Here is a 12,284-nt window from a genome sequence, read left to right on the forward strand (position 1 = left end):
CATGACATCACGTGGGGCCACGGAGGGACCCGCGACCCGCCGGGGCCGGCGTCGCGGCGACCGCAGCACGGCCTCGGGCCGCTCCGGCACGTTCCGGCCCGACATCCAGGGCATGCGCGGGCTGGCGGTGCTGCTGGTCGTCGTCCACCACGCCTGGCCCGACGTCCTGCCCGGCGGCTTCGTCGGCGTGGACATGTTCTTCACGGTGTCCGGGTTCGTGATCGGGTCACTGCTGCTCGGCGAGATCGGCCGGACCGGTGCGGTGGACCTGTACGACTTCTGGACCCGCCGGGCGCGCCGCATCCTGCCCGCATCGCTGCTGGTGCTCGGCGCCACGCTGACCGCGACGTGGCTGTGGGCACCTGCGACCCAGCGTCGTGCGATCGGCGACGACGGGCTCTGGGCCACGCTGTTCGCCGCGAATCTGCGGTTCATCCAGCAGGGCACCGACTACGCGGCCGCGGACCGCGACCCGTCGCCGTTCCAACACTTCTGGTCCCTGGCGGTCGAGGAGCAGTTCTACCTGGCCGTCCCGGTGATCGTCGCGGTCTGCGCGGGCGTTGCCGTCCGCCGCGGCTGGGCCACCCGCCGGTTGCTCGCCCTGGTCATGGTGGCCGTCTGCGTGCTGTCGTTGGCGTACTCGGTCCACCTGACGTCCGCCAGTCCGACCGCCGCGTACTTCTCACCGTTCACCCGCGCCTGGCAGCTCGCCGCCGGGGTCGCCGCCGCCTGCGTCGTGCCATTCCTCGCCCGCCGCTGCGACGAGCTGCGGGACGCCCTCGGCGTCGCCGGGCTCCTCGGGCTCGGCGCCACCATCGCACTGCTCGCCGAGACCGGGATCGGCGGCACCGGCTATCCCTCCTACCTGTCCGCGGCGCCCACGCTCAGCACCGTGGCCGTCCTGCTGGCCGGCGCCGGCCGTCCAGGCCTCGGCGCACAGGTCCTGTCGTACGCTCCCCTGCGCCACGTCGGCGACATCTCGTACTCGCTGTACCTGTGGCACTGGCCCGTGCAGATCGTCGCGGCGTGGCTCGTCGCCACCGGACCGCTCGTGAACGGCCTGCTGATGCTGCTCTCGTACGTGCTGGCCGTGCTCTCGTACCGGCTGGTGGAGAACCCGGTGCGGCGGTCCTCGTCGCTGGCGAGCAGGCGGTGGGTCACGGCCGCGGCCGCGATCTGCTGCATCGGTGTCGTCTCGGCGTGCGCGAGCCGGGTGGCTGCGTTCGACCCGCGCGTCGCCGTGCGGGTCGCGTCCGCGCCTGCTGCCCCCACGCCGCCCGCGGACCGACCGGGACCCGGCCGCACGACCGAGTTCGACCTGCGCCCGTCACAGCTGCCGAGCGGCTCGTCCCGGATCCGGATCGATGCTGCGACGGTCCTCGCCGACTACGTGGACCTGGCTCAGAAGGGATGCCAACGCGGGTACGTCGGCACGTCCTCGCTGCCCGATCCCGCCACCTGCACCTTCGGCGACGGCCGGCGGACGTTCTACCTGGTCGGCGACTCGATGGCGACCGCGCTGACCCCCGCCGTCGGACGCGCCGCGGACCGGGTCGGGGCCCGGCTGCGGGTCATGGCGAAGGCGAGCTGCACCCTGGCGACGGGCGTCACGGTCCACAAGGACGAGGTCGGCGGCGCGTACCGCTCGTGCGACCGGTTTCGGGCCGACCTGCTCGACCACCTCGAGCAGGAGAAGCCGGATGCCGTGTTCATGGTCAACTCCAACGGCTCGGCCGCCGGCCAGGTCGACAGGGACGGCCGGCGCACCCGGGCGTCCACGTGGCAGCGGGCCACCACGGCGGGCCTGGTGAGGACGGTCCAGCGGCTGCGCGCGGCAGGCATCCCGGTCGTCCTGATCGAGAACCCGGCGCGGCCCGGTGATGACGACCGCGCCACCGGCTGCCTCCTCGACGGCGGCACCGTCAAGGAGTGCACCTTCACGGACACGCCGGCCGTCGGCGCTTACGAGCGGGCCCATCGACGTCTGGCCGGTCGGGTGCCGCTGGTGCGCGTCAACACCCACATCTGCCCGGAGCACCGTTGCAGGCCGATCCTCGGCGATGTCGTGGTGTGGCGCGACGACTCGCACTTCACCAGGACGTACGCCCGGGTCCTCGCGCCCGCCTTCGTCCGCGCCGCCCGGCACGTCCTGCGCTGAAGCGACGCGGACCCGTGGGTCCCTAGGATGCAGCCATGAATCGCAACGTGCTGCGGGTCGTCGCCCTGCTCGTGACCGCGGCACTGGTCGTCCTGCCGGCCGTGGTCTCGGCGATCCCATCGGACGAGACCCCCGGCCCCGACCCGGTCAGGATCACCGATTACCGGGTCGACCAGGTCCTGACCGCCGACGGGACCCTCGTGGCCAAGGAGACGCTCACGACACAGTTCCCGGCCGGGCGGCACGGGATCTTCCGGTTCTGGGACCTGAAGGACCCCCAGGACGAGCACGTGCGGCTGAACCCCGAGAAGATCCGGGTGCAGATGGACGGCGACGCGGTGCCCGTCGAGCTGCAGTGGCAGATGGGACGACGTCTGCGCGTGGCCAAGATCGGCGACCCCGACTCCACCGTGCCGGCCGGCGAGCACACGTACACGATCAGCTACGTCGTCAAGGGCGCGCTGGCGCCGGCGAGCGCAGGCGGTGGCTCGTCGACCTCCAGCTGGGCCGAGGACGAGCCGACTGCGTCGGTCTTCTACTGGAACGTGATCCCCCAGGGCTGGCAGACCGACATCGATCGCACGACGATCCGGATGACGTTGCCGGCCGCCGCCGGACCGGTGCAGTGCACATCCGGGCTCGACAGCAGCGGCGAGTGCGAGATCGAGGGCGAAGGCACCGACGTGGTGACCGTCTCGACCGGTGCGCTGCCGCCACACACCCCCGTCACCGTCCGCATCGGGCTGCCCGTCGCGACACCTGACCGGGTGAGCGTGCCGTGGCCCGTTGCAGCCGACCGCGCCCTCGGACGTTCGGTCGGCACGCTGGCAGGTGTCCTGGTGCTGGCCATCGCGCTCGGCGTGCTCGGCTACCTGCTCGAGCGACGGTCACGCGAGGACGAGCCCGGCTTCCCGGTCATGTACGAGCCCCCCGCCGGGCTCGGGCCCGTCCAGACGGCCTACCTGGCCGACGAGGCCGTCCCGCAACGTGGCCTCGTGGCGACCTTGCTCTACCAGGCCGAGCAGGGTCTGACCACCCTGACGCGCAACGACGACGACAGCTGGACGATCGTCGGCGTCGGCGACGCGGACGCCTGGAGCCGCACCGACGACATCACCCGCTTCGTGGGCACGTCGCTGGGGGTGACCGATCCGGGCGCGACGTTCACCGCGAGCAAGGAGGCGGTCGAGGCCGGCGAGACGCTTCAGGCGACCAAGGCCGCCCTGGCCGTGGAGACTGGCACGTGGGCCGACGGCATCGGCGTGCAGCGGCAGGTGTCGTCCGAGGTGCGGTCGCGCCTCGCAGTGATGTTCGCCGGGATCGCGCTGCTGGTCGTCGGCATCATCTGGCACCCGCCGGCGTCGGTGTATCTGCTTCCCCTCGGCGCCTTCGTGATCGGCGGTGCCGGTCTGCTGACCCGCGGCGTCGGCACGCGGCGCACCACCCTGGGCCGTGAGCTGTGGTCGAAGGCCGGCGGCTTCGAGCGGCTGCTGTCCACGACGTCGGCCAAGGACCGGTTCGACTTCAGCGGACGCCGGGAGCTGTACACCGCATTCGTCCCGTACGCCGTCGCTTTCGACTGCGCCGACCGTTGGGCCCGCAAGTACGAGACCAGCACGGGCACCCCGGCGCCCACGCCCGTCTGGCTCGCCGGCGGCGCAGGAGTCGGCGCGTCCGCCCGCGGCGGCGATCCGCTGGGCGGCTTCGAGTCCTCGCTCGCCGCGGCCGTCGGCGCCTACGCGGCCACGCAGTCGTCCTCGTCGTCCGGTGGAGGGGGCGGCAGCTTCAGCGGCGGTGGCGGCGGAGGGGGCGGTGGCGGCGGCTCCTGGTAGATCAGCACGACCGGCACGTCCCCATCGACCTCACCACCCAGCAGGAGGAATCCATGACCATCGTCCTCATCATCGTCGGCATCGTCGTCGTCCTGGCGCTGTTCGCCGTGTACGCCTTCAACCGGCTCCGCCGTCTCGACATCGGAGCCCAGGAGGCACTGGGCGGCATCGACGTGCAGCTCACCCGCCGCGCCGACCTGATCCCGAACCTCGTCAACACCGTCAAGGGCTATGCCGAGCACGAGCGCGGGGTGTTCGAGGAGGTGACGCGCGCCCGGACGTCCGTCAAGACCGCGGCGGACCACGGGAGCGTGCCGGAGAAGGCAGAGGCACAGGCCCAGCTCGACCGGGCGATCGTCGACGTGCTGGCGGTCGCCGAGGCGTATCCCGACCTGAAGGCGTCCACGAACTTCGTGGAGTTGCAAAAGGAGCTGTCGGACACCGAGAACAAGATCTCGTTCGCCCGTCAGTACTACAACGACGCCGTCGCATCGCTGAACAAGATCGTCCAGACGATCCCCTGGCTGCTGTTCACCGGCCTCGCCGGCGTGAAGCCCCGCGAGTTCTACAACGCTCCCGACACCCACCAGGCCCCGCCCACCGTCACCTTCTGACCCACCCCCACCGCTGACGCGTGGGTTATGAACGCTGACGCGTGGGTTATGAACGCTGACGCGTGGGTTACGAACGCTGACGCGTGAGTTATGAACGCCGACGCGTGGGTTATGAACCCTGACGCGTGGGTTACGAACGCTGACGCGTGAGTTATCGACCCTGACGCGTGGGTTACGAATGCCGACGCGTGGCTTGGCGACTCTGACGCGTGAGTTACGAATACCCGCCAGCGTTCACAAGCCACGCATCAGCGTGCGCAACCCACGCCTGGCCCCGCGCAAGCCACGCGTCAGCGTGCGCAAGCCACGCCTCAGCGTGCGCAACCCACCCCTCGCCCCGCGCAAGCCACGCGTCAGCGTGCGCAAGCCACGCCTCAGCGTGCGCAACCCACGCCTCGCCCCGCGCAAGCCACGCGTCAGCGGGCGCAAGCCACGCGTCAGCGTGCGTAACCCACGCGTCAGCGATGGGGGTGGGGTGTGGTCAGGTGCGGAGGGTGGCTCCGTGCTGCTGGGCGGCGGAGACGGCGGCGTCGCGGGCGGTCCTGATGTCGTCCTCGGTCAAGGTGCGGTCCGGGGCGCGCAGGCGCAGCGCGAAGGCCAGCGACTTCTTGCCCTCGCCGACCTGCTCACCGGTGAAGACGTCGAACAGGCGCGCGGACTCGATCAGCGGGCTGGCCGCTGCCAGCGTCGTGGCGAGTGGACCAGCCGGGACGTCGGTGTCGACGACCAGCGCGAGGTCCTCCTTGGCCACCGGGTAGGACGAGAAGTCCGGCCGCGGACCGACGGCGGGCGACGCCTCGATCAGCGCGTCCAGGTCGATCTCGGCCGCGACGACGCGCGGCGGCAGGCCGTAGGCCTTCAGCACCCGAGGGTGCAGCTCGCCGGCGAATCCGACGGTGACCCCGTCGAGCACGATGGCGGCGCACCGCCCGGGGTGCCACGGGGCCAGGTTGGCGGCCTCGACCGTCACGTCGACGTGCAGGACGCTCGCGATGTGCTGGACGACCGCGATGGCGTCGGCCCAGATCGCCGGCCGGCCCGCGCCGGCCCATCCGGAGCGGACCCGCTCACCGCTCATGACGATGCCGACGTGGTGCGGCTGGTGCGGCAGCGCGGCGCCGAACGCCGCGAGCTCGTCGGCGGTGGGGCGCCGGTCGACGCCGTAGATCGGCGCCTCGGCATCCTCCGCCTGCGGCAGGAACACCCGGCCCGTCTCGGTGATGTGGACATCGGAGTGGCCGCGCCCGATGTTGAGCACGAGGCTGCGCAGCAGACCCGACAGCAGCGTCGTGGTCATGCCGGGCTCCTCGGCCGACAGCGGGTTCTCCAGCAGCACCTGACGACGGCGGACGTCATCGGCCGGCAGGCCCATGCGGTCCCAGTCGGCCGGTCCTGCGAACGGGAACGTCTTGACCTCGACGAGTCCCTCACCGGCCAGGACGTTGCCGACCCGGCGACGCAGCTTCTGCGCGGTGGTCAGCCCGCGGCCTGCCGGGGCCACCGGGACGATCGAGGGCACCTTGTCGTAGCCCACGACCCGCAGGACGTCCTCGACGACGTCGTAGGGATCGGTCAGGTCGGGACGCCACGGCGGCGGCGTGACCGTCAGCCAGTCGTGGTCGACCTCGACCGTGCAGCCATTGGCCTCCAGCGCCTCGACGGCCTCGACGGTGCTGATCTCGACGCCCGTGACGCGGGCGGGCAGATCGGCGCGCAGGACGATGTCGGCCGGCACGGGCGGCTCACCGAGCAGGGTGAGCCCGTCCTCGAGGGTGCCGCCACCGTGCTCGACGAGCAGATCGGCCACGCGGCGCACGGCGCGCACCGGCAGGGTCGGGTCGACGCCGCGCTCGTTGCGCTTCGCGGCCTCGGACGTCAGTCGCTGCGTGCGGGCGGTGCGGGCGATCATCGGCGCGGTCCACACGGCCGCCTCGATCACCACGTCGGTGGTGGCGGCGGCCAGCTCGACCTGCTCGCCACCCATGACGCCGCCCAGGCCCACCGGTCCACGGTCGTCGGCGACCACGGCGTCCTGCGCGGTCAGCACACGAGTGACCCCGTCGAGGGTCGTGAGCTTCTCGCCCTCGGTGGCCCGACGGACCACCAGAGGCCCTTGCAGCAGCGAGCGGTCGTAGCCGTGGATCGGCAGGCCCAGCTCGAGCATGACGTAGTTCGTGACGTCGACGGCGAGCGAGATCGACCGCATGCCGGCCAGCTCGATGCGCTGCGCCAGCCAGGCCGGCGTCGTGGCGGACGGGTCGACGCCGGTCACCGTCAGCGCGGCGAACACCGGGCACGCCGTCGGGTCCTGGACGTCGACGGGATAGGCGCCAGGCCCCTCGGTCGCCGCCGTGACGGCCTCGACGTCGGCGGGATCGTGGAACGGCACGCCGAAGGCGATCGCCGCGTCACGCGCGACGCCGCGCATCGACAGGGCGTAGGCGCGGTCGGGGTTGACCTCCAGGTCGAGGACTTCCTCGTCCAGCCCGAGCATCTCGATGGCGTCGTCGCCGGGCTCGGCCGAGCCCGGCTCCAGCACGATGATGCCGTCGGCGTCGCTGGACAGGCCCAGCTCCGCGCCGGAGCAAATCATGCCGTCCGAGATGTGTCCGTACGTCTTGCGCGCGCTGATCTCGAAGCCCAGTGCGGGCAGCACGGTGCCGGGCAGCGAGACGACCACCAGGTCGCCCTCGACGAAGTTGTGCGCGCCGCAGATGATGCCGCGCGACGGGACGTCCTCCCCCGGAGCGTCGGGCACGGACGCGTCGTTGTGCGCTCCGACGTCGACACGGCACCAGTTGATCGTCTTGCCGTTCTTCTGCTCCTCCTTGACGAGGTTCAGGACACGGCCGACCACGAGGGGTCCGCTGATGCCCGAGGAGAGGATCTCCTCGAGCTTGAGGTCGAACGCCGTCAGCCGTGCGGCCAGATCGGCCGTCGACAGGTCGGCAGGCAGGTCGACGTACTGGCGGAGCCAGGAAACAGGTGCTTTCACAGCTCGACTCCGAACGGCTCGGTGAAACGGATGTCGCCGTCGAACAGATCGCGCAGGTCGGCGATGTCGTAACGGGACGTGATGGTGCGGTCGATGCCGATGCCGAAGGCGAAGCCCGAGTACCGCTCGGGATCGACGCCACAGGCGGTCAGGACGCGCGGGTTGACCACACCGCATCCGCCCCACTCGACCCAGCCCTCACCCTTGCAGGTGCGGCACGCGGCGACGGCGTCCGGCTCGTTGTGACAGACGTAGCACAGCAGGTCCATCTCGGCGCTCGGCTCGGTGAACGGGAAGTACGACGGACGGAACCGGGTGATCATGCCGTCGCCGTAGATGGCCTGGGCGAAGTGGTCCAGCGTCCCCTTCAGGTGCGCCATCGACAGGCCCTCGTCGATCGCGAGCCCCTCGACCTGGTGGAACACCGGCGAGTGGGTCGCGTCGAGCTCGTCGGTGCGGAACACCCGGCCCGGGCACGCGATGTAGATGGGCGGCGTGCGGGTCAGCATCGTGCGGGCCTGCACCGGCGACGTGTGGGTGCGCAGCACCATGGCGGCACGCTCGGGCGTGACCCAGAAGGTGTCCTGCATCGTGCGTGCCGGGTGGTCCGGGCCCAGGTTGAGCGCATCGAAGTTCAGCCACTCGGCCTCGACCTCGGGCCCCTCGGCGATCTCCCAGCCCATGGCCACGAAGATGTCGGCGATGTGCTCGGACAGCGTCGTGACGGGGTGGCGGGCACCGATCGGCTCGACGTCCCAGGGCAGCGTCACGTCGACGGTCTCGGTGACCAGCGCCCGTTCCTCCTCGACAGCCTCCAGCTCGGTGGTCCGGGCGGCCAGCGCCTGGTTGATCGCACCGCGGGCCTGGCCGACACGCTGACCGGCCTCCTTGCGGGCCTGGGGCTGCAGCGCGCCGATCTCGCGGTTGGCCAGGGCGATCGGGGACCGGTCACCGGCATGGTCGATGCGGACCTGCTTGAGGTCCTCGAGCGTGGCGGCAGCGGCAATCGCCGCGAGGGCCTCGTCCCGCATGCGCTCGACCTCATCGGCTCGCAGCGGGGTGACCTCGACGGGATCGTACGAGGAGTTGGGCGCAGACACAGCGGACCCTTTCGTGAATTACGGCGTCGACCGGGCGCGATCGCCCGTCCAGTCTAGTGACCCCGCGTGGAGATCCTCAGTCGGACATGGAGGCGGGCTCGTTGATCGGGAACCACACCCGGATCAGCGCCCCTCCCCCGTCGGCGTCGTCGATCTCGATCGTGCCGCCGTGCTCCTCGACGATGCCGCGCACGATGTACATGCCCAGCCCGCTGCCGGCGCCGGGTCCGGACCGCCAGAACCGGCTGAACACCCGTTGACGCATCTCCAGCGGGATGCCCGGCCCCTTGTCGAGCACCTGCAGGCAGACCCCGTCGCCCAGTGTGGCGTCCTTGGCGTTCTCGACCACGACCTCGCGCAGGCCGAAGCCGTGTCGCATCGCGTTCTCGACCAGGTTGGTGACGACCTGGTGGATGCGGTCGCTGTCGCCCCAGATCAGGTCAAGGTCCTCCTTGATGGAGATCTGGAACGGCTCGGTCGCCCCGCCGGAGACACTGGTCAGGACGTGCCCGACGACCTCGTCGAGGCGGACCGGACCCCGGCGCAGCGTCAGCCGTCCGGCGTCGATGCGCGCGGCGTCCAGCAGCTCGGTGATGAGTCGGCTCAGCCGGTCGGCGTCGGCGTCGACCGTCTCCAGCATGAACTGGCGCTGCTCCTCGGAGAACTTGTCCCACTTGGTCAGGAGCGTCGAGGTGAATCCCTTGATGCCGGTCAGCGGGGAGCGCAGCTCGTGGGCGACGGTCGCGACCAGATCGGAGCGTTCACGGTCGGCCTGGTTGCGGATGCGGGCGTTGCGGACGCCGACGAGCACCCGCTGGACGGGCCCGCCCCGCCGGTCCCTGACCAGGCTGGCGGTGATGAGGTACTCGCTGCCCCGGGGAGACCACCAGGACGCCTCGGAGATCCGCGTGCGGGTGTTCAGCCCGTCGTACGGACGCGTGCAGTCGTACCAGGAGTTGCCGTTGAGGTCGTCGAACGGCACGGCATCGGACAGGTGCATGCCCAGCATCTCGTCGCCCTTGGCCCGGGCCATGATCTTGATGCGCCGGTTGACGTACTCGACGATGCCGTCAGCGCCCGCGATGATGACGCCGTCCGGGTAGTCGTCCAGGTCCATGCGCAGTGAATCTAGTACCAAAGGACTAGGCCTGACGACTCGGCCGGCATCATCGTCAGCGATCCATCCGTGCCCGGGCCGTCGCGTACAGGCAGACGGCGGCGGCGGTGGCCAGGTTCAGGCTCTCGGCGCGGCCGAAGATCGGGACCGCCACGACCGCGTCACTGAGCGCGCGCACCTGCTCGGGAAGACCCCACGCCTCGTTGCCCATCAACCAGGCGGTCGGGGCGGACAGGTCCAGCGCCTCGTCGAACAGCCCTACGTCACCCTTGCCGTCGGCGGCCAGCACCGCGAGCCCTGATTCCTGGATGGCCGCGAGCGTCCCGGGGATGTCGCGCGACACCACGATCGGCACGTGGAAGATGCTGCCGACCGTCGCCCGCACCGACTTGGGGTTGTACGGATCGACGCTGTCGCCGATGAAGATGACCCCGTGGGCGCCGGCGGCGTCGGCGCACCGGATGACCGCGCCGGCGTTGCCGGGGTCACGGATGTCGGCGCACACGACCAAGAAGGACGGTGAGCGGTCCAGCAGCGCCTCGAGCGGACGGTCCAGCATCGCGCAGCGTGCCACCACGCCCTGGGGATGGACGGTGTCGGTCATCGCCGCGACGACGTCATCGGTCACGACGTGCCAGGTAACGTCTCCGCGGCGGGCGGCGGCGACGAGGTCGGGATGCTGCTCGGTGGCCTCGACGGTCGCGAACACCTCGAGGACGGCCCGCTCGTGATCGAGTGCCTCCCGCACGGCCTGCGGTCCCTCGGCGAGGAACTCACGCTGCTCGGCGCGGAACGCACGCGTGGCGAGCCTCCTGGCGTGCTTCACACGTCCTGAGCGGACGGTGAGCTCGCCGGGCCCGATATCGGGTGGAGGACTCGCCACGTCGTGGGAATTCAACAGTTGACGGACCGCGGTCAGGCCGCGGCGCCGTCCTTGGGAGCGTTGACGTCGGCCGGAAGGTTGTCCTTCGCGGTCTGCACGAGCGCCGAGAACGCGGCGGGCTCGTGGACGGCCAGCTCGGCCAGGATCTTGCGGTCGACCTCGACACCAGCGGCCTTGAGGCCCTGGATGAAGCGGTTGTACGTCATGCCCTCGGCGCGGACCGCAGCGTTGATGCGCTGGATCCACAGACGACGGAAGTCGCCCTTCTTGGCCTTGCGGTCGCGGTAGCTGTAGACCAGCGAGTGAGTGACCTGCTCCTTGGCCTTGCGGTACAGGCGCGAGCGCTGGCCGCGGTAGCCCGCAGCGCGCTCCAGTGTCTGACGGCGCTTCTTCTGTGCATTGACTGAGCGCTTGACGCGTGCCATCTCAGTTCTCCTTACGAATCAGTGGGAAATGGGGTGGAACGCGGTCAGAGACCGAGCATCTTCTTCACGCGGGGGACGTCGTTCTTCGAGACGGCCGTGGAGCCCTCGAGGCGACGCTTGCGTGCCGACGACTTCACCTCGAGAAGGTGACGACGGTTGGTCTGCTCACGACGGAGCTTGCCGCTTCCGGTGACCTTGACGCGCTTCTTCATCCCCGAGTGGGGCTTGAACTTCGGCATTTATGCCTCCATGTCTGGGTCGAGGTTCTCTGAACGACGACGGGGCTTCTTGGGGGTTGCGACCGCCTGGGCGGCTTCACGGTGGGCCTTGACCTCGGCCTCCTCGGCTGCCTTGTCGGCGGCCTTCGCATCCATGCTCTTGACCTTCTCGGCCTTGACCTCGGCCTGGGCCTCGGACTTCTTCTTGTGCGGTCCGAGCACCATCGTCATGTTGCGGCCGTCCTGACGGGCGTTGGACTCGATGAAACCGAGATCCTCGACGTCGGCGGCCAGCCGCTGCAGCAGGCGGTAGCCCAGCTCGGGGCGGTGCTGCTCGCGGCCGCGGAACATGATGGTGATCTTGACCTTGTCGCCGGCCTTGAGGAATCGGACGACGTGACCCTTTTTGGTGTCGTAGTCGTGCTGATCGATCTTCGGACGCAACTTCATCTCTTTGATGATGGTGTTGGTCTGGTTGCGGCGGGACTCGCGTGCCTTCTGGGCCGTCTCGTACTTGAACTTGCCGTAGTCCATGAGTCGGCACACAGGCGGGCGGGCCGTCGGAGCGACCTCGACGAGATCGAGATCGGCTTCGGCCGCCAGTCGCAGGGCATCTTCGATACGAACGATGCCAACCTGTTCACCGCCAGGACCGACGAGGCGTACTTCGGGGACGCGGATTCGGTCGTTGACGCGCAGTTCTGTGGTGATGGATCCTCCTGAGGTCGTGAAGGAGGCCACGGAAACGTTTCCAAAAAGGAAAAGTGACCCCCATACGAAACGGACGCCACCGGCTACGCATTCCCGACACGCGGGATGCGCAACTATGGTTCTTCCGAGCACGATGTGCATCGCACACGAGAAGAACCGCTACCCCGCAGTCTGGAACCACGCAGGTGGGAGGTGGACCTCCACTTCGCCCTCAAGGCTACCAGTGCCTGC

At 70.1% G+C, this 12,284-nt stretch carries 10 protein-coding genes; 3 read left to right on the forward strand and 7 right to left on the reverse strand.

Annotated features, from left to right (window positions below; all coding sequences use genetic code 11):
• Window position 1 precedes the first annotated feature (1 nt).
• The 3 genes from NQV15_RS09900 to NQV15_RS09910 are packed head-to-tail and all read left to right on the forward strand — an operon-like array spanning window position 2 to window position 4,604.
• Window positions 2-2,158: an acyltransferase family protein gene (locus tag NQV15_RS09900; RefSeq protein ID WP_232399660.1), complete on the forward strand. Its 2,157-nt coding sequence runs from the start codon at window positions 2-4 to the stop codon at window positions 2,156-2,158.
• A gap of 35 nt (window positions 2,159-2,193) precedes the next feature.
• Complete coding sequence (locus tag NQV15_RS09905) at window positions 2,194-3,990, forward strand: DUF2207 domain-containing protein (RefSeq protein WP_232399661.1); 1,797 nt, start codon at window positions 2,194-2,196, stop codon at window positions 3,988-3,990.
• Window positions 3,991-4,043: 53 nt separating this feature from the next.
• A complete protein-coding gene (locus tag NQV15_RS09910) occupies window positions 4,044-4,604 on the forward strand; it encodes a LemA family protein (RefSeq protein WP_232399662.1) in 561 nt (186 codons plus the stop codon).
• 481 nt (window positions 4,605-5,085) lie between these two features.
• Here NQV15_RS09910 and pheT read toward each other — a convergent pair whose 3' ends face one another.
• The 7 genes from pheT to infC form a co-directional block, all read right to left on the reverse strand.
• The gene (pheT, locus tag NQV15_RS09915; RefSeq protein ID WP_232399663.1) at window positions 5,086-7,599 is read right to left on the reverse strand and encodes a phenylalanine--tRNA ligase subunit beta; all 2,514 of its coding nucleotides are present in this window, start codon (window positions 7,597-7,599) and stop codon (window positions 5,086-5,088) included.
• A complete protein-coding gene (gene pheS, locus NQV15_RS09920; protein ID WP_232399664.1) occupies window positions 7,596-8,699 on the reverse strand; it encodes a phenylalanine--tRNA ligase subunit alpha in 1,104 nt (367 codons plus the stop codon). Before pheS ends, pheT begins: the two co-directional genes overlap by 4 nt.
• 76 nt (window positions 8,700-8,775) lie before the next feature.
• Window positions 8,776-9,816 carry a sensor histidine kinase gene (locus NQV15_RS09925; RefSeq protein WP_232399665.1) on the reverse strand — a complete coding sequence of 347 codons (1,041 nt, stop codon included), beginning with the start codon at window positions 9,814-9,816 and terminating at the stop codon, window positions 8,776-8,778.
• Between the two features lie 55 nt (window positions 9,817-9,871).
• A complete protein-coding gene (locus tag NQV15_RS09930; RefSeq protein WP_257125038.1) occupies window positions 9,872-10,699 on the reverse strand; it encodes a TrmH family RNA methyltransferase in 828 nt (275 codons plus the stop codon).
• Window positions 10,700-10,731: 32 nt separating this feature from the next.
• Entirely contained in the window at window positions 10,732-11,124 is a 393-nt protein-coding gene (gene rplT / locus NQV15_RS09935; protein ID WP_056214223.1) for a 50S ribosomal protein L20, read from the reverse strand.
• A gap of 44 nt (window positions 11,125-11,168) precedes the next feature.
• The gene (rpmI, locus tag NQV15_RS09940) at window positions 11,169-11,363 is read right to left on the reverse strand and encodes a 50S ribosomal protein L35 (protein WP_129183993.1); all 195 of its coding nucleotides are present in this window, start codon (window positions 11,361-11,363) and stop codon (window positions 11,169-11,171) included.
• Window positions 11,364-12,194 (reverse strand): translation initiation factor IF-3, encoded by an 831-nt coding sequence (gene infC / locus NQV15_RS09945; RefSeq protein ID WP_232399667.1) that lies wholly within the window; start codon window positions 12,192-12,194, stop codon window positions 11,364-11,366.
• Between the last annotated feature and the right edge of the window lie 90 nt (window positions 12,195-12,284).

The organism is Aeromicrobium wangtongii (genome assembly GCF_024584515.1).
Classification (GTDB): Bacteria; Actinomycetota; Actinomycetes; order Propionibacteriales; family Nocardioidaceae; genus Aeromicrobium; species Aeromicrobium wangtongii.

Coding starts and splice junctions, on each gene's coding strand:
- NQV15_RS09900 (WP_232399660.1), top strand. CDS start 2: ATGACATCACGTGGGGCCACGGAGGGACCCGCGACCCGCCGGGGCCGG.
- NQV15_RS09905 (WP_232399661.1), top strand. CDS start 2,194: ATGAATCGCAACGTGCTGCGGGTCGTCGCCCTGCTCGTGACCGCGGCA.
- NQV15_RS09910 (WP_232399662.1), top strand. CDS start 4,044: ATGACCATCGTCCTCATCATCGTCGGCATCGTCGTCGTCCTGGCGCTG.
- NQV15_RS09925 (WP_232399665.1), bottom strand. CDS start 9,816: ATGGACCTGGACGACTACCCGGACGGCGTCATCATCGCGGGCGCTGAC.
- rplT (WP_056214223.1), bottom strand. CDS start 11,124: ATGGCACGCGTCAAGCGCTCAGTCAATGCACAGAAGAAGCGCCGTCAG.
- rpmI (WP_129183993.1), bottom strand. CDS start 11,363: ATGCCGAAGTTCAAGCCCCACTCGGGGATGAAGAAGCGCGTCAAGGTC.
- infC (WP_232399667.1), bottom strand. CDS start 12,194: ATGCACATCGTGCTCGGAAGAACCATAGTTGCGCATCCCGCGTGTCGG.